Below are 23,122 nucleotides of genomic sequence, written 5' to 3'. Positions count from 1 at the left end.
CGGCAGCGCCGGTGGGGCTGACACCTTCGTCCCCGAAGTCGGGGCACGCCCGCGCCAAGGAGGTCGAGCACATGGCCAGGATTGCAGTGATGTCCGGGAGTCTGCGGCGTGAGTCGGTGAACTCCTCGGCAGTCCTCACAGTTCAGCGGATCATCGAACGGCGCGGCGGCCATACGACGTTCCGCGTCCCCCTGCGGGATTTCCCCCTGTTCGACGAGGACACCGAGCGGGTTGGCGGCATGAGCCGGCTGTTGTCCGCGCTAGAGCGGTTCTCCACCGCCGACGCCCTGTTCATCAGCAGCCCGTCCTACAACGGCTACCCGCCGGGCGTGCTGAAGAACGCGCTGGACTGGCTCTCGCTGGGTGGTGAGAACAGCCCGCTCGCCGGCGTCCCCGCATCGGTCGCCAGCGCGTCCCCCGGTCGGGCCGGGGGGGCGAACGTACAACCGCACCTGCGCCGGATTCTCGCCAACTGCGGCGCGCGGCCGATCGAGCACGAGGAAGTCGCGATCGGCGACGCGACCCGGCTGCGCGGCGACGACGGCCTGTTCATCGAGCCCGGCGTCGTCGGCCGCTTGGAGCGCCTGGTGGACGCGACGCTGGCCGCCGTGGCCGTGCCGGTCGGCCGGCCCCTGTAGCGGGACGACGCCCGGGAACCCGCAATGCGGGTTCCCGGGCGTCCCGTTGCACGCGTCCGCGTCAGAACCCCGGCGGCTCGGTGTACACGCCCCACTCGTCGCGCAGGATGTTGCAGATCTCGCCCAGGGTGGCCTCCGCGCGCACCGCGGTGAGCATGGGCTCGATCATGTTCGAGCCGTCGCGCGCCGAGGCCAGCATCGCGTCCAGCGACGCGCGCACCTTCGCCTCGTCACGGGCCGCCTTGCGCGCGGTCAGCGCCTGGACCTGGTCGCGCTCCACCTCGTGGCTGACCCGCATGATCTCCAGGTCGCCCGTCACCGAGCCGTGCAGGCAGTTGACGCCCACGACCCGCTTGTCGCCCTTCTCCACCGAGCGCTGGTACTGAAACGCCGACTCGGCGATCTCCCCGGTGAACCAGCCGTCCTCGATGCCACGCAGGATGCCGGAGGTGATCGGGCCGATCGGGTGCTGTCCGTCCGGGTGCGCCCGGGTGCCGCGCTCCTTGATCTGGTCGAAGATCTTCTCGGCCTCCGCCTCGATGCGGTCGGTGAGCTGCTCGACGTACCAGGAACCGCCCAGCGGGTCGGCGACGTTGGCGACGCCGGTCTCCTCCATGAGCACCTGCTGGGTGCGCAGCGCGATCTCCGCCGCCTGCTCGGAGGGGAGCGCGAGGGTCTCGTCCAGGGCGTTGGTGTGCAGCGAGTTGGTGCCGCCCAGGACCGCCGCCAGGGCCTCGACCGCCGTGCGGACCACGTTGTTGTACGGCTGCTGCGCGGTCAGCGAGACGCCGGCCGTCTGGGTGTGGAAGCGCAGCCACTGCGCCTTGTCGCTCTGGGCGCCGTACACCTCCTTCATCCAGCGGGCCCAGATCCTGCGCGCGGCGCGGAACTTGGCGATCTCCTCGAAGAAGTCGACGTGCGCGTCGAAGAAGAAGGACAGGCCGGGCGCGAAGTGGTCCACGTCCATGCCGCGGGACAGGCCGAGCTCGACGTATCCGAAACCGTCCGCGAGCGTGTACGCGAGCTCCTGCGCGGCCGTCGCGCCCGCCTCGCGGATGTGGTAGCCGGAGACCGACAGCGGCTTGTACGCGGGGATGGAACGGGCGCAGTGCTCCATCAGGTCGCCGATCAGGCGCAGGTGCGGCTCGGGGGTGAAGAGCCACTCCTTCTGCGCGATGTACTCCTTGAAGATGTCGGTCTGGAGGGTGCCGTTGAGGACGGCGGGGTCGATGCCCTGCCGCTCGGCCGCCACCAGGTACATGCAGAAGACGGGCACGGCGGGGCCGCTGATCGTCATCGACGTGGTGACGTCACCGAGCGGGATGTCCTGGAAGAGGACCTCCATGTCGGCGGCGGAGTCGATGGCGACGCCGCAGTGGCCGACCTCGCCGAGCGAGTGGGACTCGTCGGAGTCGCGGCCCATCAGGGTCGGCATGTCGAAGGCGACGGAGAGGCCGCCGCCGCCGTTGGCCAGGATGGTCTTGTACCGCTCGTTGGTCTGCTGGGCGTTGCCGAAGCCCGCGAACTGGCGGATGGTCCAGGTCCGGCCGCGGTAGCCGGTCGCGTGCAGCCCGCGGGTGAAGGGGTACTCCCCGGGCCAGCCGATCCGCTCGAAGCCCTCGTACGTATCACCGGGCCGTGGCCCGTACGCGGGGTCGACCGGGTCTCCGGAGAGCGTGCTGAAGTCCGCGTCGCGCTTGCGGGCCTTGTCGTAACGGGCCTGCCAGCGCTGGCGGCCTTCCTCGATGGCGTGAGCGTCCATGCCATCGAATTTACTAGGACGTCCTAGTAAATGTCGATGGCTGACCACCACGAGCCTCGCGCGCGGCGGTCACAAATCGAGAAAATGAGCGATTACGCCTTGGCCGGAGCCGGGCGGGCGTCCGTGACCAGCGGGCGGACCTCACGCGTGATCTTCGGCTCCACAAAGAAGGAGGCGACCGGAATACAGCCGGCGGCCAGTACCCACGCCAGCTTGCCGAGCGGCCACTTCGCCTTGGTGCCCAGATCGAAGGCGAAGACGACGTAAACGATGAACAGCACGCCGTGGACCTGCGAGATCAGCATGGTGTCGCCGGTCCCGAAGCCGTACTTCATGACGATCGCGACGGTGAACACCAGCAGCCACACGGCGGTGATGTACGCCATCACGCGGTAGCGGGTCAGCACGCTTTGTTTCATGGCATCGAGCGTAACCGGGCACAACAGGCGATCTTCGGGCGGGCTGCCGCTCCCCGCCCGCCGCTGCCGCCCCTCTACTGCTCGTCGAAGTCCTGCGCGGCCACCCGCAGCGGGCGCAGCATCGCGAAGATCTCCGCGCACTCCTCCGCGTCGTACGCCCCGAGCCCGAAGTCCATCGCCATCAGATCCCGGGTCGCCGCCTCCACGACCTCGCGCCCCTTGTCGGTGATCGAAGCGAGGGTGCCGCGCCCGTCGGCGGGGTTGGGCCGCTTGTCGACGAGACCTGACCGCACGAGGCGGTCGATGGTGTTCGTCACCGAGGTGGGGTGGACCATCAGCCGCTCGCCGATCTTCGACATGGTCAGCTCCCCCTCCTTGGAGAAGGTGAGCAGCACCAGCGCCTCGTACCGCGCGAAGGTCAGTCCGTACGGCTTGACGGCGGCATCGACCTCGGCGAGCAGGATCTGGTGCGCGCGCATGATCGAGGTGATCGCGGCCATCGAGGGCACGGGACCCCAGCGCTGCCGCCAGAGCTCGTCGGCTCGGGAGATGGGGTCGAAGGGGAGGCTGAGCGGCTTTGGCACGGCATCGACCTTACCGGTCGGTCACATGCCGGTCAGCTCTGTCTCGAACTTCGGTACGGGCGCCGGGCCGCCCCACGACGGCCGGTGTCGTACCCGCACACCGTATGACCGCTATGCGACGATTGCCCGGTCCGTTCCGCCCAGTCGAACCGTTCAAGGGGGCTGGATGTCCGGCCGCAGACCGACCCGCTCACGCTCGCTCACCGGCGCCACCCTCGGCGCCCTTCTCACACTCGCCGCGGTCGGCTGCTCGTCGGCCGACCCCGCGCCGAAGTCCGAACCCGGCAGGGGCAAGGCCGCCGTCGTCCAGGGGCCTGCCCAGACGCAGCCCCCGTCCCCCTACTGGGTCGACCCGGGCAGTGACGCGGCGCGCCAGGTCAAGGCGTGGGAGGCGGCGGGCCGTGCGGCCGACGCGAGCGCCCTCAAGCGGATCTCCGAGCGGCCCGTCGCCGACTGGCCGGCCGGTGACGACCCCGCGCCCGACATCAAGAACGCCGTGCGGGGCGCGGCGGGCGACGCCCGGACCGTCGTCCTCGTCGCGTACAACATCCCGCACCGCGACTGCGGGCAGCACTCCGCGGGCGGGGCGACGGACGCGGAGGCCTACCGGCGCTGGATCGGGACGTTCGCCGATAGCATCGGCGACGCCCCGGCCATCGTGATCCTGGAGCCGGACGCGGTGCCGCACATCGTGGACGGCTGCACTCCGGTGGAGAACCACACCGAGCGCGCCCTGCTGCTGTCCGACGCGGTCGACCGGCTGAAGAAGCAGCCCAAGACCCGGGTCTATCTGGACGCGGGCAACCCGGCCTGGATCGACGACCCGGCCAAACTGGTGGCGCCGCTGCGCAGCGCGGGGGTCGCCAGGGCCGACGGCATCTCGCTGAACGTCTCCAACTTCCAGCCGGACAACGCCGTCAAGGCGTACGGCACCCAGCTCTCGGGGCTGCTCGGCGGCACGCACTTCGTGATCGACAGCAGCCGCAACGGGAACGGGCCGCTGCCCGGCAACCGCCGCGACTCCTGGTGCAACCCCTCGGGCCGCGCCCTGGGTACGCCGCCGAGCGACCGTACGGACGCGCCGCTGCTCGACGCACACCTGTGGATCAAGCGCCCCGGCGACTCGGACGGCCCGTGCCGGGGCGGGCCGTCGGCGGGCACGTGGTGGCCGGACTACGCGCTGGGGCTGGCGCGGCGCGCGAAGGCGTAGGTGCGGATGCGGGTGCGGGTGGCCGGGGCGCCGTTCCCCTGCCCGCCCCTTACCGAGGTGCGCCGACGCCGGACGGGCTGAAAGAAGATCTTTCAGCCCGTCCGGCGTTGACGGTCAGGGGGCCTACTTCACGTGGATCCACTTCGCCTCGGACGGCGTCCCCTCCGCGTCCGTGACGAAGAGCATGTACGACCCGGGCGGCACCAGCGACTTGTCCCCCGGCACCGCGAGCGTCACCTCGCCCTTGCCCTTGGTCACATCGAGCTCGATCGAGCGCTGCTCGACGTCCGTGGTGTGGGTGACCGCACTCGGCCGCATCAGCCTGGCCCGCTCGATCCGCTCGGGATGCGCCGTCCGGTACGTCACCCGGCCCCGCGCGTCCGGCGTGCGCGGCCCGTCCTGCAGCGCCGGGCGCTGCGCCTTGTCCCTGAACAGGTACGGCGGTGTGTAGATCTCCATCCGCTGCTCGAACTTGCCGAGCTTGGTGTTGTCCCTGTCGCCGAAGAGCGAGTCGGAGCCGAAGGTGACGACCCGCCCGTCGGGCAGCAGCAGCGCCTCGGAGTGGTAGTTGCGCCCCACCGTCGGCTCGGCCGCCTCCCGGAACCCGTTCGTCCTGGGGTCGTAGAACTGCGCCCTGAGGATGTTGCTGGCGCCGCGCCCCCGGTAGTCCTCCGAGCCGCCGCTGGTGAAGACCGAATCATCCGGCATGATCACACTGTTCAAGTACCGTGTGCCTTGCGGGAGTTCGGGTCCGGTCTTGAAGGCCGGACTGTCCTCCTTGAGGTCCACGATCGCCGTGCGGCCGGTCGCCTTCTCCGACTCACCGACGCCGCCGCCCCCGAGGATCATCACCTTCTGATCCTGCGCCGGCGGCAGGACCAGCGAGGCCGAGGTCTCGGTCTGGTCCGGGTCCGTGAGCCCGCCGACCTTCTTGAAGGTGTTGGTCTTCAGGTCCCACAGACCGGGCTCGCGCCCCTTCTCGGCGGGCCCGTAACCGGCGTTCGACCCGGAGTAGAAGAGCTTGCCGCCCTTGGTGAGGAACAGCGCGGGGTAGGTGGGGAAGTACCGGAAGGGCGCCTTGGACCACTTCTTCGTCTTCGGGTCGTAGTACTCGTTGTCGCCGGTGACGATCGCGCCGACGTCGTCGAGGCCGGAGACGGCGAGCACCCTGCCGTCCGCGAGGGTGACCAGCGTCGGATACCAGCGGGCCTCCTTCATCGGGTCCACGGGTATGTACTTCTCGGCCTTGGGGTCGAATTCGTACGCCGCCTTGATCCCCTGGAAGTCCTGCTTCTCCATGGTGATCTTTTCGGCGAGACCGTACGCGTTGTCGGCGTCCTCGCCCTTCAGCCCCTCGATCTCGTACTGTGCGGCCTCCTCGGTGACCGCCTGCTTCCCGTCCTTGACCGCCTCCACGAAGACCCGTGACTCGGCCGCCGTGACGGAGGTCTTCCAGGGCAGCATGCGCCCGCTCCTGGCGTACGAGATCTTGAAGTCACGCTTGGCCTTGGGCACCGTCACGGCGAACTTCGAGACGTAGGTGACGCCGGACGGCGAGCGGAAGCGGGTGCCCTTCTTGAACGTGATGGGCTTGTCCGGGTTCTCGTTCTTGACCCGCATGCCGCCGCCGGCCCGGGTGACCGTCCCGTCGAGCACCTCGTAGCGCGCGGTGCCGCCGGCCACCAGGAGGCGCCCGTCGGGGAGTTGCGAGTGCCCGGCGCAGAAGAAGTCCTCGGGGGTCGGCACCAGCTTGAAGGAGTTGTCCTTCGGGTCCCACAGGACGGTGTCGAAGGAGCCCTCATCGAACTTACTCTCGTTGTTCCCGGAGCCCGCGATGATCAGCACCTTGCCGCTGTTGAGCAGGGCCGCGTGGATCGCGTTCGTACGGTATTCGTCCGGGATGCCCACGGTGTCCCAGGCGCCGTACTGGGCCTTGTAGCCCGGCTGGTTGATCTTGTACGCGTGGTACTTCTCCTCGGCGAAGGAGACGGCGGCCGGTGCGTTGAGTCCCGCGAGGACCACGACCGCGCCACTGCCGAGCAGTACCTTCTTGAACTTCTTCGTCGGCCGGTAGCCCATCACGTCAGTTCCCTCCTGTGGTCGTGGCGAAGGCGGGCTCCGGCTCCTCGCCCGTCGCGGCGTCGCTGCCCAGGGCCGCCGCGGCGGCCCTGGCCACCGCCTCGACCCGGCCGCGCTCCCGCCGCGTGGTCCAGGTCCACACGGCGACCGGCGACAGCGCGATGACCAGCGCCAGTACGGCCCAGGTGCGCATCGCCGCATGGGTGTGGCCGAGGTAGACGGACGCCACCAGGGAGCTGACCAGCACCGCTGCCCAGAAGAGGTGGATCCGGAAGGTCAGCAGCCGGTCGGGGCTCGCCTGTCCGCCCTTGGGCGTGACGACGAACCTGCCCCGGGTGCGCAGCACCGCCGAGCCCAGCGACTTGGCGTAGATCGGCGCGCAGAGCGCGGACATCGCCATGCCAGCGAGCCCGCCCGAGCCCTCCGGCTCGTGCGGCGAGACATTGTGCCGCCGGTTCCAGAGGTAGAGCCCGATCTGGAGGGCCGCCGCGTCGCTGTAGAGCATCAGCCACATCGCGGAGGAGACCTGGGTGCCGGACGCCCCGAACCACAGGAACAGGACACAACTCAGGATGCCGAGCAGCCAGTTGATGGCGGTCATCGGGTAGTAGACGAGCATCAGCGTGTACGTGAGCAACCGGCCGGGCGGCACCCGGAACGGCGCCTTCCAGTACTGCTTGAACAGCGTCTCGTAGGTACCGCGCGACCAGCGCAGCTGCTGGGTGAAGAAGTCCGTCCAGGAGGCCGGCCCCTCACCGACGGCGAGCACGTCCGGGGTGTAGACGGACCGCCAGAAACGGCCGGTCCTCGGGTTCTTCCGGCGATGCAGCTCGAAGCCGGTGGCCATGTCCTCGGTGATCGAGTCGTACAGGCCGCCGACCTGCTTGAGCGCGCTGATGCGTACGACGTTGTTGGTGCCGACGAACATCGGGGCGCCGTAGCGGTTGCCCGCGCGCTGGATCAGCGCGTGGAAGAGGAACTGCTGGCTCTCGGCCGCCTTGGTGACGCAGGACGTGTAGTTCCCGTACACCTGCGGTCCGACGACAAAGGCGATGTCCGGGTCGCGGAAGTAGCCGAGCATCCGCTCCAGGAAGTTCGGCAGGGGCACATGGTCGGTGTCCACCGACGCGAAGAAGTCGTAGTCGTCGCCGTGCATGGCGAGCCAGGCGTTGTAGTTGCCGTGCTTGGTCTTCGCCCGGTGCGGGCCCTTCTTGCGGTTCCACTCGGGTACACCGCTGCGGGTGAAGTGCCGTACGCCCAGTTCGGCGCAGAGCGCCCTGGCCCGCTCGTCGTCGCCCTCGTCGAGCAGCCAGATGGTCAGCGGCCCGTCGTGCCGCAGGGCGACCGCGCCTTCGAGGGTGGCCCGCACCATGCTGATCGGTTCCTTGCACGGGACGTACGTCGTGAGGAACGCGACCCGGGTTCCCTCCTCGGGCGTCACCGGTACCGGGTCCCTGGCGACCATCGTGGCGTGTGCGATCGACACCACGTTGACCAGCATGAAGAACATGATCAACCCGATGGACGCAAGCATCACGGCGTCCAGATGCACCAGCCAGCGGGCGCCGCCCTCGCGCTCGGTCCAGTGCGTGGGCCAGACCAGATAGGCCAGCAGGACCGCCGAGAGCAGGGGCGCCAGGGTCATCAGCAGCACGGCCCGTATTCGGTGCGGCTCCTGCGAGAGCAGACTCCGGTACTGCACCCGATAGGCGGCAGTACCCGGTTCCGTCAGCGGCCCGGCGAGCCGGCTGTGGGTGTCGTAGTCGTAGCCCTCCGACCGCACGGTGCCTCCAAGCTGATCGATTGAGATCGATAAGCCCAGAAAAGTGGAGATCACGCGGCGTGTCGACTTGAGTACGGCCGACTGGGCGTCCCCGTGACCGGACGTCAGCGCCCCGGAGGCTTCCTGACGGAGCGCCTGAGCCGGTGCCGCACCGCCCGCTGGGCGACGGGTCCGAGGCCCGTCGGGTAGGCAAACTCCCCGGGCGAGGTACCGGTCGACACCTGGGCGAGGACGCCCCGCCCTCTCCACGGCGCATACCTGCCGCGACAGAACCCGAGCAGCTCTTGTTGGCGCGCGATACGCGTCAGCGAGGTGGCGTCCGCAGCGCCCCTGCGAGGCCGGGGCGCACCTCTACTTTTCAGTAATACCCCTCAGGAAATACCGAAACGCCCTGCACGTCCTCTTCAAGATCGTCCGGATCAGAAACAAAGAGAGCGAACCCCAGCTCAGGGAATTCGATGCCCTCTCCGTCCTCCACTCCTTGAAGCCCTCGCTCTCTCAACCCAGCAAGCACCTCACCATAAGGACGCCCCAGAAGTGAGATCCCTTCGTATCGAACATCGGCGAGAGGGGTCAATTCGATGAACTCCAGAGCATCATTCTTGTCAAAGCTCAGCTGCAACCCCTTTTCCACATAGTGGTCCACGGGACTGGACGCCGGGGTACGCCGAAACGACGCATGCTCCCCAAGGCGCCTGCGCAACTCTTCCCTCCCTTCACCAAAACGCGCGACATCAACGCCCTGACCCGACTGAATTTCATAGGCCACTCGAATCACCATCCTTTCGGAAGAAAGTAGATCATTTCCTTTATTGCATTGTCGTACTTGTCGCCGAACTTGGAACGAATATCGGCGATGTCCATATCAATGGCGTCCCGATAACGCCCCTGATCGACCAGAGCCTTCTGTTGAGCTCTGTAATCCCTTGCCTCATGACTCCGCCCCCAGCTCGCCGTCTGATAGTGGTCCGCCTGGTCCATTTGGATAGCCGCGCCACGGTTTGTCGGCACACCATTCACCGAATTCGGCGGCATGTGATTGATTTCAGTCCCGGGTATATTGCGCTTGTAGCCCGTACTCGGGTCCTTGAGCCACTTATAGATCCCACCCCTGTACACATGCCCCGCTGGAGCGACGGCACCACCGCACGGCGCCAGCCCCAGCGGGTCGGCCCAGGCATGCGGATTGTCTACGAACGCGACGGGATTCGGCGCGGGCTCCAGGCCGAGCGGGTCAGGACTGAGGTAACGGGCAGTCTCGGGATCGTAGTGGCGGAAGTAATTGTAGTGAAGGCCAGTTTCAGGGTCATGATACTGGCCGGGGAAGCGCAGTGGTGTGTACGCACTGCTGTTGGTCGCCCAAGCGGTGGTGCCCCACAAAGTAGCGCGGGCACGCCACGCAATGCCGCCGTTCTCGTCCAGAAGTTCAGTGGGCTTGCCAATGAGGTCGGTGACGATGGCGAAGAATCGTGAATCAACCTCGTGCTGGGGTTCATCAACTGCAGATATGCGCTCGGCCTGGGCAATAGGGGCGAAACCTTGGTGATCCCAAGTCAGTGTCACAGAGTTCGGGAGCGACGTCGATGTCGTGGTCTGCTCACAAAGCGTCGTACCGTCCCAGGTGAAGACGACGCGCTCGACCACGGTTTCATCATCGGGGGCCAAGCGCAGCTTGGATGTCCGACGGCCCAGAGGGTCGTATGTATAGAGCCAGCGTGTACCGTCCGGAGTGATCACTGAGGTGAGACGGTCTTCCGCATCCCACTCGTAACGCCACGTGTCGGGTTTGCGGGAAAGCCGCGTCTTCTGGCGCAGGGTGGTACGGCCGAGCTCATCGTATTCATAGCGGACGTGCCCTGCGCTGATAATGCGCGTACCGGAGTAACTGCGCACTCCGGTGGCCTCATGGCCGGGGTGCGTGCGCGGCCAGTCCGATTCAATCTGGTTGCCGGCAGCATCATAGGCGTAAGTCTCGGTCCAGTTCGCAGCATGGACGGCGGTGACTCTGCCCGCAACATCCACATCAAAGCTGCGCTTACCGGTGAGCGCGTCATCGATTCCGGTGAGATGACCATCGCTGCGGTAGGTGTAGGCACGATGTCCGATGGTGTGCCCGTTCCGGGTCGCCACCGACTGGGTGACGAGCCGGCCGAGTTCGTCGAACGCGTGGTCCAGAGTGAGGTTGGTGCCGACTCTGCGAGTGATCTCCCGCCCCTTGATGTCACGATCAAAATCGATCGCACGGCCTGAGGCGGTGAGCCGTGCGAGGAAGCCGGACTCGTCGTAGGTCCAATTGCTTGTTGCACCGGCCGGAGTAAGGCGATTGGTGCGACGGCCTGTCTCGTCGTACACAGAGGCGAGGGTTCGCTCGTCAACGGTTTCAGCGACAAGGTTGCCGGATCGGTCTCGTTCCAGGAGGAGTGAACTCTCTGCGCTGATGGCGCGGGCAAGATTTCCGAGCACGTCATATTCGAATTCGGTGACTGCCCCGCACACATCTTTACGGACCAACTGCCCTCTGACGTCGTACTCGTAGACAATGGATTGTCCCAGAGCATTGGTACGAGCGATGAGACGGCCGGCGGCGTCGTGAGCATAGGTGATGGTTCGACCATCGAAATCAGTTTCTGAGATCAATCGACCGGCCGCATCGTAGCGGTACCCCCAAGCCAAACCAAGAGGGTTGAGTACCTCTACGAGGCGCAGCGACGTGTCATACGAGAAGTGATAGCGGGCGCCACCTGGCGCCGTACTGGTGGAGAGCAGATCGAAGTGTGTGTATTCGTAGCGTGAGACTTGCCGCAACTGATCTGTATGGCTGGTGCAATTTCCCTCACCGTCATGCGCCCAAGATTCGCTGGAACCATCAGCCAGGACACGGTGGACGAGGAGCCCTTCCACCGACCACGCAAAGCGAGTCGTAGAGTCCAACTCATCCGTGCGAGCGGTGGTGCGCCCGAATATATCGCGCTGCCAGACCGTGCTGAATCCCAAGTGATCGATGAGCTCCAGAGGCAAGCCCGCAGAGTTGCAGCGCACCACAGTGCGATGCCCCAGCGCGTCGGTGACAGTGAGTGGGACTCCCGTCCAGCTGTATGTGCTGCGGGAATTGTTTCCGGAGGGATCGGTGACAGATGTGCAGTTGCCGAAGTCGTCATACGTGTATCGCCAGCATGTACCATCCGGAAGCGCGATCATCTTCGTGAGATTGAGGGCGCCATACTCATATCGGATGATGGCACCATCGGGCCCGACCACCGCAATGGGCTGTCCCAGGCGGTTGTGGCTGATCCTCGTCATACGACCAAGCTGATCCGTGAAAGCGGTGATGTTTTGGTTGGCGTCGTACGACGTCCGCACCTCGCCACCCATCGGATCGACCTCGGCAACAATCAGACAGTGTTCGTCGACAACGAACCGAGAGGTAGCACCCTCGGCCGTAGTTGCCTCAGTGACTCTGCAGCCGGGCCACGCGGGGGCTTCCAAGTCGTAGGCGAAGGCATGAGTCAGGTGTCGAGCCTCGCCGCCCTGGCTGATGCACCGGTCCCGCTCGTCGTAGGTGTAGTTATATCGGCTGCCATTGGTGTCCTCCCAGGATGTGATCCGGAGCCGCTCGTCATAGAAAAACTGGGTAGGAATTTGCGAAGAATTGATGGTGCTGGTGAGGTTGCCACTCGTATACCCATATTTTTTGACCGTTACGTCCGGTCCGCCTTCGCCACCGTCGACGAGCTCCAGCGTGACAACACGACCGTCATCAATAGTCAACGTGATGTGGTAGCCGCCCGAGTGACGGATCGCGAGAGGAGATCCTTGGGCATCGTAATCAAATGTGAGGGTGTTCTGGTTACGGTCAGATATCCGTTCCAAGAGCGCCAACCCCAAAGAGGGGGGAGCGAAATACCGGGTCTTCGAGCTTGGTGGGGGTGCGGTGAGTGCCAACGGCCGCGATGGCTACGCAGCGTGACGTTTAGTCGGGTGTGGCGCCCCCGATGTGAAGAGCCCGCAGGGCTTCGTGATCATGGTTGGTGTCTAGACAACGGATCAAGAAGAACCTGCGGGCTCGACCATCAACGATACAGAGATCAACGCGGCGGCGACGCGCCTGCTGGGGGTAGAGGGGGTGAGTGTGGTGAACGTCGTGGACGACGGGGCGGGCGGCAGCCTGGTGCACGTGGTGACCGCCGACCCGGCCGCGCGGGCCTGTCCTGGCTGCGGGGTGTTCGCCACCCGGCTCAAGGACTACCGCACCACCCGGCCCAGGCACCTGCCCTGCGGGGGCCGGCCCGTGGCCGTCCACTGGCGCAAGGCCCGCTGGTACTGCGCCGAAACCCGGTGCGAGCGCGGCTCGTTCACCGAGCAGATACCGCAGGTTACTGCCGGAATGCGGACGACGATCACGTTGCGCCGGGCGGCTGGGGCGGCGGTGGTCGACGGCGGCCGCACCATTGTCCAGACCGGCCGCGATCTGGGGCTCTCCTGGCCGGTCGTCCACCGCTGCTTCATCTCCTTCGCCGCCACCGCCCTGCCTGCCGAGCCCGAGGCCACCGAGGCGGTCGGGATCGATGAGACCCGGCGCGGCAAGCCGGTCTGGAAGCAGAACCCGGACACCGGCAAGTGGGAACTCCTCGCGGATGCCTGGCACATCGGCTTCGTCGACGCCATCGGCGGACGCGGCCTGTTCGGCCAGGTCGAGGGACGCAACGCCGCCTGCGTCGCCGCCTGGCTCACCCTCCAGCCCGAACACTGGAAACAGCACGTCAAGTACGTCGCCATCGACCTGTGCGCGACCTTCCGGGCCGCCGTGCGCACCGCACTGCCCGATGCGGTCGTGGTCGTCGACTGCTTCCACATCGTCCAGCTCGCCCAACGCCACCTCGCCGACCTGCGCCGTCGCCTCACCTGGAAACAGCACGGCCGCCGGGCCCGCAAGGGCGATGGCATCTACACCGTCCGCAAGCTGTTGCGCCGTAACAAGGAAGACCTCAACCCCGACCAACTCACCATTCTGAACACCGAGTTGGACCAGATGGGCACCTACGGGCGGCAGATATACGCCGGCTGGCAGGCCAAGGAACTTCTGCGCGACCTGCTCCGCCTGGCCTTCAAGCACACCCACACCCACCCTGACCGCTCCGCGATCTCCGCCGCCCGCCACCGCTTCAACACCCACATCGCCGACCACGCCCACCTCCCCGAACTGGTCACCCTCGCCGAGACCATCGACACCTGGTGGGACGGCATCGAGGCGTACATCACGACCGGGATCACCAACGCCGCCAGCGAAGGCAACAACCGCCTCATCAAGCTCGAAGCCCGCAACGCCTTCGGCTTCCGCAACCGCGCCAACCAACGCCTGCGCTCACGTTGCGCTACAACCCGGCGAGCCCGACGGGAGCAGCACCCCCACTAAATTCGAAGACCCGAAATACCGGCTGTGCCCAGTGATCGGGTCGGTGATGCAATAACCTTCGTGCTCCATGCGAGCCAAGGGCCAGCACGGTCCTGACTCGGGCAATACCGGCTCGCCCACCAAGCTCGGGTGGGGATACTCAAGCAGCATGCCGTCCTCAGTAACAAATATGATTCCCTCCTCATCAATCTCCAGGCGCTGGTCGATGGTGGAGGACCAGGAGGGACCAAACCAGCGCCCTGTGCGACATCCCGAGGATCCTCTGCGGGTGAACGCGAACGGCAGGGTGCCGGGCAAAGCAATGTCAGTCATTTCCATGAACATGTGCCCGGTAGCGACATCGACCGGATCTCCGCAGCCCCTGACCTTGGTCCTGAGCCGGTTGTACGTGCCTTTCGCGCCGTCGGCGATGGACCCGCGCGCCGACTTCGCCAACCCGAGTACGGACTTGCCCATGGCCTTCATGCCGCCGCGGGCGACCGCGAGGCCGCCCTTGAGACCCTTGGCGAGCCCGCCGAGGGTGGTCAGGCCCTTCATCCCCGGGATGCAGTCCAGCGCGGCGAACGCCACATCCCACAACGACGCCTCACCCTTGGCGTATTTGTTGAGGGTGTCGGCGAGGACGATCAGGGCGGCGGCCAGGACGATCAGCGCAATGGGACCTCCGATGATCATCGCGACGATGCCCAGCACGGCGACGACGACCTTGCAGACCGCGACGATGGTGTCCCAGTTGTCGGTGACCCAGTCCCCGACCTCCTCCCACCACTTCCGGTTCTTAATACCGGCGTCCGACGCCTCGTCGAGCTTGTCCTTCGCCTCCCGCGCCGCGTCCTCACGCATCTTGCGTGCGTCGGCGGCCATCTTCTTCGCCGCGTCCAGCGCACTGTTCGCCGACGACACATCCGACTTCGCCGACCCCTGCGCGGACTTCGCCGACTGCGCGTTACGCGTCGCCGCCCGTACCTTGTCCTCATCCGGCGCCGGCGCGTCCTTCTTCTCCTTGTCCTTCTGGAAGTCGTCGGACTCCTTCGTGGCCCGCCCCACCCACGAATCGGCATCCGTCACACGGGCGGTCGCCGACTTCAAATCGGCCTGCGCCTCACGCCCGTTCACCAGAGCCTTGTCCGCCAACGCCTGCGCCCGCTCCAACTTCGGCCAGAACGCCGCCAAAGCATCCCCGGCCATCCCGTAGGACTTCTCCAGCTTCCTCAGATGCTTCGGAACATCCTCAAACTCGTCCTGGAAGGCCTTGGCCGACTTCCCCGCCCACTTCAGGACGGCCTCCTCGCTGGCCATCCCCTTGACCAGCCGCAAAGCATCCGACACATCATCAGCGAAATCCTGCAACTCACGCGACAACGCCTTCACCCGCTGCGGATCACCCGGCGTCGGATCCGACTCCAGATCCAACACATGCCAATCACCCGGCCGATTCGCCGCCATCCCCACAACCCCCGTCACACCACAACCACCAGCAACCGTACGCACGAGCGAAGTTACTACGGGCATCGGAGACTGGGGTAACGGTGATCAAAGTTCGGGTGATGTGCCTTCCAGCGATCCCGGCCCTAGCTCGGAACGCACGCCCTGGGTGTGATGTCTTTTCCCGCCCCCATACCGCACTGACCTGCTGAAATGCCGCCGAAGTGAGGTTGGAACGGCACTGTTAAGGGGTGGGGAGTGCCCTCCTAACGCCCTGATCGGGGACCGGACCGTATTAGCACCTCCGGCCCTGGACGGGTTTTCGACCCGCTGAAACGACGGTTGGTCACCCCTCAACGGGCAGCCCCAAGTCATCCCTATGACCAGGGCAGTTCCCGCGCGTACGCTGGACAGTGGCTGCTACTCATCCCATGGGGGTGCTTGTGTCTGAGTCTCTACCGACCGACCTGACAACCGGCGAACGTATCCAGCTACTTCGCGAGCGTCGCGGGATGTCCCGTCCCGTCCTTGCCGGGCTCTGCGGCAGGGGCCCGGACTGGCTGAAGAACATTGAGAAGGGGAAGCGGCCACTTCGCGACCATGGGCTACTCGTCCGTCTGGCGTCCGCGCTGAAGGTCTCGGATCTGGCGGTCTTGACTGGCGGGGAATCGGCACCTGTTGACGCCGGGGCACGGCTCACGCTGCCCGCTGCGAGTGGCATCCGGGATGCCGTCCGGGGCCCTCTGTTGGCTCCGGTGCCATCGGATGGACCGTCGGGCATTGACGTACTCCGGGGCCGCCTACGGGCTGCCTGGCAGCTCTGGCATTCCTCGCGGTTCCAGCGGTCAGAAGTGGCGGCCCTGTTGCCTGACTTGATCCGGGATGCGCAAGCCATGCCACGTCAGCTTGAGGGGGTGGAAAGGCGTCGTGCGTATGCCGTGCTTGCAGACGTGTACCACCTGGCTCAGCAGACCACGGCGTACGGGGTTGAGGCTGAGCTGTATTGGATCATTGCGGACCGTGGCCGGTTGGCGGCGCAGGATGCTGACGACCCGCTGTGCCTCGCCGGAGCAGCGTGGGCGTTCGGCAATGGACTCCGAGAAACTGGCTACGCCGAGGAAGCCATCCGAGTTGTGGACGAGGCAGCCGAAGCGATCCGCCCTCAGCTCGAAGACGGGCCGGATGACCTACGGGGAATGTTCGGCGCGCTGCACCTTCATGCCGCTGTGACGTGTGCCCGCGATGGTCGCGAAGGTGACGCCTGGCGGCACTGGGATGCGGCAGACGAGGCAGCGAAGCGCTTGCCCGCTGGATACGTCCACACCTGGACTGTCTTCGGTCGTGCGAACACCGACTTTCACGGGGTCAGCGTCGGCGTGGACCTACGGACTCCGGGCCTGGCCCTGAACCGTGCCGAATCCATCGATCTGGACGCGATGCCCAGCGTTGAGCGCCGTTCACGAGTGCTGGTTGAACTGGCCCGTGCACAACGTCAGCGGAAGGACCCGGCAGGCGCGTTGCACTGGATGGGGCGGGCGTACAAGGCGTCACCGGAAACGGTCCGCTACACCCCTTCAGCACGTGGCTTGATCGCTGACTTGGCAAAAGAGACACGGGGACCGCTCAAGTCCGATGCGCTCCAACTCGCAGACGAGGTAGGGGTACTGGCCGCGTAGGGGGACAGTCTGTCCCCATTGCCAACTCGCCAGCGTCTTAGCGTCCTCCGCTACAGACTGCGAGGGGACGGCGACGATGGCGAGCGCTACCGACACTGACGCGACCAAGGATGAGTACGGGACCTTTGCCCCGGCGGGCGAGAGATGCCCCGCATGCATGAAACTGATCAAGCCTCTTGAGCCGGTACGCCGGGGTTCGCTGAAGCGGCAGTCCGGCCCGCCAGTGGTCGTGTATCGGCACGCGGCGTGCGTCCGCAAGGTGGAGCGGTGACGGCCCCAGTGCGGGTCCATAAGCGGCCCGTGGGCGACTTACCCGAGCCCGAGCTAGTCAGCCTCATGGGCGACCCGTCAGGCCCGTACGCGGCCTCTCCGGCCGGTTGGTGGTCGGAGTACGGCGGAGCACTGGACGTGGCTTCTGGCGTGGTCTACCTCCCGCCTGCGGCAACTCCCCCGCCGTGCCCGTTCCCGTGTGCGAGGTGCGGGACGGAGTGAAGCACTTACAGCGCTGGGGACTCCGCCTGTTCCTGTTCGGCGCAACGTTCGTTGCCTACGCCCTGATCGGTTACCTGATCTTCGACGCACGCCCATAGCCCCCGTCCCTCCCGTGTTCGCGGCGGCGTGATGCGGCAGGGACGGGACCACGGGTCCCCGGTTCGCACTTCCCCCGAGTGCTGGCCGTTCTATGACCTCAGAGCTGTACTCTTTCGCCCTCGATCGAGGTGAACATCGCGTCGGTGCGGTTGGGCAGGCCGGATTCGCGAACCACGCGGACGGCGTCGGCGACGTACTCCCCGACGTCCTCGCCCACGCCCAGCGGCGAGACGGAGAAGGCGACGATCATGCGGTGGTCACCGTGCCCTCCTTGCGCGCGTGCCCGGCGATGAGCGCGTCCTCGGACTCCCGCTTCAGCCTGCGGTCGGCGAAGAACCCGCCGGTGGGCAGGACCGACATCAGGAGGTAGAAGGCCGAGGTCCCCAGCGACCACTTGGCTCGCCTCCAGGAGCCCGCCCAGAAGAGGACGTACAGGACGAAGAGCAGACCGTGCACCGCGCCCATCACCGGAACCGCGTTGAACTCCGTGGTGCGCTTGAGCACCGAGCACAGGAGCAGCAGCAGGAAGGACACCGCCTCGGGGGCGGACACCAGGCGGAGGCGGCGGAGTGCGGAGGCGGTCTTGATGTCCACGGAGAGGCAACCTTCGTCGTCGCGGGAACGGTCGATCTTGTGAATGTACGCACAAGCTCGCCCCATTGTGGCAGCCCCCTTTCGCCGGATCCCCCCAGGGTCCACTCGAAGGGCGGATCGTGCCGTGGACCACTGTGCCCGGGCGCTAAGGACGGATAACGTCACCCTTGTGGCTCAGTTCCGACTGCAAGGCAGCAAGGTGCTCGCCGTCGACATGACAGGCGATGCCGTCAAGGCGAAGAACGGCTCGATGGTCGCGTACGACGGCCAGGTGGCGTTCAAAAAGATGTCCGGCGGTGGTGAGGGCATGCGGGGCATGGTCACCCGCCGGCTCACCGGCGAGCAGATGACCGTCATGGAGGCCAAGGGACACGGGACCTGTTATTTCGCCGACCGCGCCAGTGAGATCAACCTCGTGTCGCTGCGGGGCGAGAAGCTGTTCGTCGAGTCCAGCAACCTGCTCTGCACGGACGCGGGCCTGCGCACCGGCACCAGTTTCACCGGGCTGCGCGGCGGCGCGACCGGCAACGGCCTGTTCACGACGACCGTCGAGGGCACCGGCCAGGCCGCGATCATGTCGGCCGGCCCGGCGGTCGTACTGCGCGTCTCCGCCCAGTACCCGCTCCAGGTCGACCCCGGCGCGTATGTCGCGCACACCGGCAATCTCCAGCAGCACTTCCAGTCCGGGGTGAACTTCCGGACCTTCATCGGCGAGGGCTCCGGCGAGGCCTTCCAGATCCGCTTCGAGGGCGAGGGGCTCGTCTACGTGCAGCCCAGCGAGCGCAACACCATCGGGGGCGACGTCTGACATGCCGTTCCGCGAGATCAACTCCAAGGTGGTCGAGGCGCAGGTCGCGCCCGGCCAGAAAATGTTCAGCCAACGCGGCGCGATGCTCGCCTACCAGGGCGAGGTGTCCTTCACGCCCAACATCAGCGGCGGCCAGGGCGGCGTGATGTCCATGATCGGCCGCCGGGTCGCCAACGAGGCGACCCCGCTCATGACGGTCGAGGGCTCGGGCACCGTGCTGTTCGGCCACGGCGGTCATCACATCCAGGTGATCAACCTGGCGGGCGACACCCTCTATGTCGAGGCGGACCGCCTGCTGGCCTTCGACGGCGCCCTCACCCAGGGCACGATGTTCATGGGCTCGCAGGGCGGGGTCATGGGGATGGTGCGCGGCCAGGTGTCCGGCCAGGGCCTGTTCACCACGACGCTCAAGGGGCACGGCGCGGTCGCCGTGATGGCGCACGGCGGGGTGATCGAGCTGCCGATCACTCCCCAGCGCCCGGTCCACGTCGACCCGCAGGCGTACGTCGCGCACCACGGCGACGTACGCAACAAGCTCTCCACCGCACTCGGCTGGCGCGACATGGTGGGCCGCGGCTCGGGCGAGGCCTTCCAGCTGGAGCTGTCCGGCAACGGCGCGGTGTACGTACAGGCCTCGGAGGAAAAGCTGTGACCACCATGCCCGCGGGCCCTGTCGTCTTCGACCCGCAGACCCTGCCCTCCGACGACAACGTCACCCCGTACACCTTCTGCGTGGAGCTCAAGGGGAGCCAGTGGTTCCTGCAGAAGGGGAAGATGATCGCCTACTACGGGCGGATCGAGTTCAACGGCATCGGCCACGGCCGCTTCGACCGCCTGCTGCGGACCAGCTTCCACTCGCCGCTGCACGCGAGCGACTGGGTGGTGGCGGAGGGCCAGGGCAAGATGCTGCTCGCGGACCGCGCCTTCGACGTCAATTCCTTCGACCTCGACAGCGGCAACCTCACGATCCGCTCGGGCAATCTCCTGGCGTACGAGCCGACGCTCGCCCTCAAGCAGTCGATCGTGCCCGGCTTCCTCACCCTGATCGGCACCGGCAAGTTCGTGGCGGCCTCCAACGGCCCGGTCGTCTTCATGGAGCCGCCGATCCGGGTGGACCCGCAGGCCCTCGTGGGCTGGGCGGACTGTCCGTCGCCCTGCCACCACTACGACCACGGCTACATGACGGGCGTCATGGGCGGGATCCGGACACTTACCGGCCTGGGCGGTACGTCGGGCGAGGAGCACCAGTTCGAGTTCGTGGGCGCGGGAACGGTGCTGCTCCAGTCGACGGAGCTGCTCATGGCTGAGCATGCGGTCGGCGGGGTTCCGGACCAGGCGGGGGTGCCCGGAGGGCACGGCTCCGGCCAGGGGCAACCGGGCGGCTCACAGCGTCTTCCCGGTCAGCTGGGGGACCTCCAGCGTCGCTTCGGCCTGTGAGCGGTAGTCTGCAGAGTGTGACGTCGAACGTCTGCACGCCCTTTCGGGTGCCCAGTGTCACACCCTCCAGCTTAGTCCAGAATTCAACTTCTTAGGTAGAATCCATACATGGAGACCGAGACGGCCGCCCCCTGGCTGACCGATACCGAACAGTGCGCCTGGCGCACCTATCTGGATGCCAGCAGGCTGCTGGCATACCAGCTCGAGAAGGACCTGCAGCCCTACGGGCTGACCATGAACGACTACGAGATCCTGGTCAACCTCTCCGAGTCCGACGACCGACGGATGCGGATGAGCGACCTCGCCGCCGCCACCCTGCAGTCCAAGAGCCGGCTCTCGCACCAGATCACCCGCATGGAGAACGCCGGAATGGTCCGCAGGGAGAACTGCGAGTCCGACCGGCGCGGGCTGTACGCCGTGCTCACCGACCAGGGCGGCGACACCATGAAGCAGGTCGCTCCGCACCACGTGGAGTCCGTGCGCAAGCACTTCATCGGCCTCCTCCCCCCCGAGGCCCTCGCCAAGCTCAGCACCTCGCTCACCCCCGTCGTGGAGCACCTGCGCGGCAGCCGCGGCAAGCTCTAGGCCGCCGGCAGTCGCAGCGTGAAGAGAGCACCGCCGCGCTCTCCTTCACCCACCGTCAGAGTGCCGCCGTGCCTGAGCGCGACATCGCGGGCGATCGCGAGACCGAGTCCCGCGCCCCCGTCGTCACGACTGCGGGCGTCGTCGAGCCGTACGAACCGCTCGAAGACCCGCTCCCGCTCCGCCTCCGGAACCCCCGCACCGTCGTCGGCGACCATCAGCAGCACATCCCCGCGGTCGCCGTGCACCCACACCTCGACCGAACCACCGGCGTGCCGCTGCGCGTTGTCCAGGAGATTCCCGAGCACCCGCGCCAACTGCCCGCGCGAACCGGCCACTTCCAAGCCGTCGGTCACCTTCACCATCACCGGCAGCCGGTCGGAGCGCTGGGAAACCTCCTCGCGCACCAGCAGGCCCACGTCGACATGCGCCTGCCCTGGCCGCTCCCCCGCATCCAGCCGGGCGAGCAGCAGCAGATCGGCGGCCACCGCCTGGAGCCGCACGGTGTCCCTCACGGCGCCCTCCACATCCAGCAACTCCGGGTGTGCGGCGCCCACTTCCAGCTGCGTCCGCAGGGAGGCGATCGGGCTGCGCAGCTCGTGCGAGGCATCCGCGACGAACCTGCGCTGCCGCTCCACGGACACTTCGAGCGCCCCGAGGGTCTCATTGGTGGTACGGGCCAGCCGCGCCACCTCGTCGTGCGCGTCCGGCTCCGGAACCCGCCGGGACAGATCCTCCGAGGCCGTGATCGCGGCCATCTCCTTGCGGATGCCCTCCACGGGCCGCAGCGCGCGCCGGGTCACCAGCCAGGTGACACCGCCGACGACGGCCAGCATCGCGGGCAGCCCGATCAGCATGGCGTCGGTCACGGAACCCACGGCGCCCTGCTCGGCGGAGAGCGGAGCGCCCGCGTACGCCGTCACGGTCTGCCCCTGAGGCGTGGTCGCGTCGACGGCGGCGAACCGGTAGTCGGCCTGCTCCCCGTCCACCACCGCGCTCCCGCCCGACAACTTCGGCTCGTCGTCGGAGACTTCACCGCGACCGGGGTCGTCCTCACCGTCCTCGTCCGCGGCCGGCTCCGCGCCCCCGACCCGCACCTGCGCACTCCCGGCGCCTTCCACGCTCTCCAGATCCTCACTCACCGCGAGAACCCGCCCGCCCTCGCTCACGACCTGAACGACCCGGTCGTCGGGCAGATCCAGGTCCTTGAACGCCTTCCCCAGCGCCACCTGCGAGGCCACGTCCTGCGCCCCGACCTCGGCCTGGAGATCGGTCTGCTCGGTCAGATTGACCCGCAGCACCCACAGCAGGGCAAGCCCCGCGGCCACCATGGCCACCGCGACGACCAGCGTCGCCCCGATCGCCGCCCGAGCCCGTACGGACCCGAAGAGCCGCCTCATCCCGCCACCAGCCGATACCCGGCGCCGCGCACCGTCTGGATCCGCTCGGCACCGAGCTTCCGGCGCAGGGCGCTCACGTAGACCTCGATGATGTTCGGATCGCCGTCGTACGCGAAGTCCCAGACGTGCTCCAGAATCTCGGCCTTGCTCACGACCTCGCCGGCCCGCACGGCGAGCTGCTCCAGTACGGAGAACTCCTTGACGGTGAGCACGACCTCGTCCTCGCCCAGGTGCACCCGCCGGGCAGCGGTGTCCATCCGCAGATCCCCCACGCTCAGCACCGGTGAGGCGCCGCCGCCACGCCGCCGCAGCAACGCCTTGACCCGGGCCACGAGCACCACGTACGAGAACGGCTTGGTCAGGTAGTCATCGGCACCGGTGTCGAGCCCTTCCGCCTCGTCGTACTCGCCGTCCTTGGCGGTCAGCATCAGGATCGGCACGTCGTTCCCGGCGGCACGCAGGGCGCCGCAGACCCGGTACCCGTTCATGCCGGGCAGCATGATGTCGAGCAGGACCAGGTCGTACGCGCCTTCCCCGGCCCGGTGCAGCCCTTCGAGGCCGTCGTGCACCACATCAACGGCGAAGCCCTCGGCGGTGAGCCCCTTGGCCAGGGACACCGCGAGGCGCCTTTCGTCCTCCACGATCAACAAGCGCATGTGCACAGGGTCGCAAAGGGAACCTGAAGAGCCCTTCAGGCGCCTTCAGGTCCCCTTCAGCATCA

19 protein-coding genes and 2 pseudogenes are annotated in these 23,122 nt (G+C 67.0%); 9 read left to right on the top strand and 12 right to left on the bottom strand.

Annotated elements, in window-relative coordinates:
• Window positions 1-71 precede the first annotated feature (71 nt).
• Window positions 72-638: an NADPH-dependent FMN reductase gene (locus ACLLJJ_RS28995; RefSeq protein WP_434596769.1), complete on the top strand. Its 567-nt coding sequence runs from the start codon at window positions 72-74 to the stop codon at window positions 636-638.
• A 61-nt stretch (window positions 639-699) separates the two neighbouring features.
• Here the strand turns inward: ACLLJJ_RS28995 and ACLLJJ_RS28990 are convergent, their stop codons facing one another.
• The 3 genes from ACLLJJ_RS28990 to ACLLJJ_RS28980 all read right to left on the bottom strand — a co-directional run bounded on the left by ACLLJJ_RS28990 (window position 700) and on the right by ACLLJJ_RS28980 (window position 3,403).
• Entirely contained in the window at window positions 700-2,400 is a 1,701-nt protein-coding gene (locus tag ACLLJJ_RS28990; RefSeq protein WP_434596767.1) for an acyl-CoA mutase large subunit family protein, read from the bottom strand.
• A 92-nt stretch (window positions 2,401-2,492) separates the two neighbouring features.
• Window positions 2,493-2,819, bottom strand: a complete 327-nt coding sequence (locus tag ACLLJJ_RS28985) for a DUF3817 domain-containing protein (RefSeq protein ID WP_434596766.1) — start codon at window positions 2,817-2,819, stop codon at window positions 2,493-2,495.
• A gap of 74 nt (window positions 2,820-2,893) precedes the next feature.
• Window positions 2,894-3,403: a MarR family winged helix-turn-helix transcriptional regulator gene (locus tag ACLLJJ_RS28980; protein ID WP_434596764.1), complete on the bottom strand. Its 510-nt coding sequence runs from the start codon at window positions 3,401-3,403 to the stop codon at window positions 2,894-2,896.
• 166 nt (window positions 3,404-3,569) lie between these two features.
• On the opposite strand from ACLLJJ_RS28980, the gene ACLLJJ_RS28975 reads away from it, so the two are divergent.
• Window positions 3,570-4,613, top strand: a complete 1,044-nt coding sequence (locus ACLLJJ_RS28975) for a glycoside hydrolase family 6 protein (RefSeq protein WP_434596762.1) — start codon at window positions 3,570-3,572, stop codon at window positions 4,611-4,613.
• Between the two features lie 123 nt (window positions 4,614-4,736).
• Here the strand turns inward: ACLLJJ_RS28975 and ACLLJJ_RS28970 are convergent, their stop codons facing one another.
• The 4 genes from ACLLJJ_RS28970 to ACLLJJ_RS28955 form a co-directional block, all read right to left on the bottom strand.
• On the bottom strand, window positions 4,737-6,692 hold the full coding sequence (locus tag ACLLJJ_RS28970; RefSeq protein ID WP_434596760.1) for a galactose oxidase-like domain-containing protein: 1,956 nt from the start codon (window positions 6,690-6,692) through the stop codon (window positions 4,737-4,739).
• 4 nt (window positions 6,693-6,696) lie between these two features.
• Window positions 6,697-8,475, bottom strand: a complete 1,779-nt coding sequence (locus ACLLJJ_RS28965) for a glycosyltransferase family 2 protein (RefSeq protein WP_434596759.1) — start codon at window positions 8,473-8,475, stop codon at window positions 6,697-6,699.
• Window positions 8,476-8,833: 358 nt separating this feature from the next.
• The gene (locus tag ACLLJJ_RS28960; RefSeq protein ID WP_434596757.1) at window positions 8,834-9,244 is read right to left on the bottom strand and encodes a hypothetical protein; all 411 of its coding nucleotides are present in this window, start codon (window positions 9,242-9,244) and stop codon (window positions 8,834-8,836) included.
• Between the two features lie 5 nt (window positions 9,245-9,249).
• Window positions 9,250-12,345: an RHS repeat-associated core domain-containing protein gene (locus ACLLJJ_RS28955; RefSeq protein ID WP_434596755.1), complete on the bottom strand. Its 3,096-nt coding sequence runs from the start codon at window positions 12,343-12,345 to the stop codon at window positions 9,250-9,252.
• A 253-nt stretch (window positions 12,346-12,598) separates the two neighbouring features.
• On the opposite strand from ACLLJJ_RS28955, the gene ACLLJJ_RS28950 reads away from it, so the two are divergent.
• A complete protein-coding gene (locus ACLLJJ_RS28950) occupies window positions 12,599-13,888 on the top strand; it encodes an ISL3 family transposase (RefSeq protein WP_434596753.1) in 1,290 nt (429 codons plus the stop codon).
• Here the strand turns inward: ACLLJJ_RS28950 and ACLLJJ_RS28945 are convergent.
• Window positions 13,838-15,304, bottom strand: a complete 1,467-nt coding sequence (locus ACLLJJ_RS28945) for a DUF6531 domain-containing protein (protein ID WP_434596751.1) — start codon at window positions 15,302-15,304, stop codon at window positions 13,838-13,840. The two genes, ACLLJJ_RS28950 and ACLLJJ_RS28945, sit on opposite strands and share 51 nt — an antisense overlap.
• A 440-nt stretch (window positions 15,305-15,744) precedes the next feature.
• On the opposite strand from ACLLJJ_RS28945, the pseudogene ACLLJJ_RS28940 reads away from it, so the two are divergent.
• Both ACLLJJ_RS28940 and ACLLJJ_RS28935 read left to right on the top strand, forming a co-directional pair.
• Window positions 15,745-15,945, top strand: a pseudogene (locus ACLLJJ_RS28940) (helix-turn-helix domain-containing protein); the annotation flags it as partial.
• Window positions 15,946-16,176: 231 nt separating this feature from the next.
• Complete coding sequence (locus ACLLJJ_RS28935; RefSeq protein WP_434600700.1) at window positions 16,177-16,989, top strand: hypothetical protein; 813 nt, start codon at window positions 16,177-16,179, stop codon at window positions 16,987-16,989.
• A gap of 703 nt (window positions 16,990-17,692) precedes the next feature.
• On the opposite strand, the pseudogene ACLLJJ_RS28930 reads toward ACLLJJ_RS28935, so the two are convergent.
• Window positions 17,693-17,830, bottom strand: a pseudogene (locus tag ACLLJJ_RS28930) (thiamine-binding protein); the annotation flags it as partial.
• Window positions 17,827-18,174, bottom strand: coding sequence for a DUF3817 domain-containing protein (locus ACLLJJ_RS28925; protein ID WP_434596749.1), 348 nt, complete (start codon window positions 18,172-18,174; stop codon window positions 17,827-17,829). The gene ACLLJJ_RS28925 and the pseudogene ACLLJJ_RS28930, both read right to left, overlap by 4 nt.
• A 169-nt stretch (window positions 18,175-18,343) precedes the next feature.
• Here ACLLJJ_RS28925 and ACLLJJ_RS28920 point away from each other — a divergent pair, with 169 nt between their 5' ends.
• From ACLLJJ_RS28920 to ACLLJJ_RS28905, 4 genes are all read left to right on the top strand, one after another.
• Window positions 18,344-18,982: an AIM24 family protein gene (locus tag ACLLJJ_RS28920; RefSeq protein ID WP_434596747.1), complete on the top strand. Its 639-nt coding sequence runs from the start codon at window positions 18,344-18,346 to the stop codon at window positions 18,980-18,982.
• A gap of 1 nt (window position 18,983) precedes the next feature.
• Complete coding sequence (locus ACLLJJ_RS28915) at window positions 18,984-19,634, top strand: AIM24 family protein (protein WP_283517449.1); 651 nt, start codon at window positions 18,984-18,986, stop codon at window positions 19,632-19,634.
• Window positions 19,635-19,639: 5 nt separating this feature from the next.
• Window positions 19,640-20,419, top strand: coding sequence for an AIM24 family protein (locus tag ACLLJJ_RS28910; protein WP_434600550.1), 780 nt, complete (start codon window positions 19,640-19,642; stop codon window positions 20,417-20,419).
• Between the two features lie 108 nt (window positions 20,420-20,527).
• A complete protein-coding gene (locus tag ACLLJJ_RS28905) occupies window positions 20,528-21,004 on the top strand; it encodes a MarR family winged helix-turn-helix transcriptional regulator (protein ID WP_434596745.1) in 477 nt (158 codons plus the stop codon).
• Here the strand turns inward: ACLLJJ_RS28905 and ACLLJJ_RS28900 are convergent.
• Window positions 21,001-22,401 carry an ATP-binding protein gene (locus ACLLJJ_RS28900; RefSeq protein ID WP_434596743.1) on the bottom strand — a complete coding sequence of 467 codons (1,401 nt, stop codon included), beginning with the start codon at window positions 22,399-22,401 and terminating at the stop codon, window positions 21,001-21,003. The two genes, ACLLJJ_RS28905 and ACLLJJ_RS28900, sit on opposite strands and share 4 nt — an antisense overlap.
• Window positions 22,398-23,057 (bottom strand): response regulator transcription factor, encoded by a 660-nt coding sequence (locus tag ACLLJJ_RS28895; RefSeq protein ID WP_434596740.1) that lies wholly within the window; start codon window positions 23,055-23,057, stop codon window positions 22,398-22,400. The genes ACLLJJ_RS28900 and ACLLJJ_RS28895 overlap by 4 nt, the downstream gene beginning before the upstream one ends.
• Window positions 23,058-23,122: the final 65 nt, after the last annotated feature.

Source organism: Streptomyces sp. A5-4 (assembly GCF_051131715.1).
Classification (GTDB): Bacteria; Actinomycetota; Actinomycetes; order Streptomycetales; family Streptomycetaceae; genus Streptomyces.
Note: the sequence above shows the minus strand (reverse complement) of the source record. Positions and strands in the feature narration are given on the sequence as shown.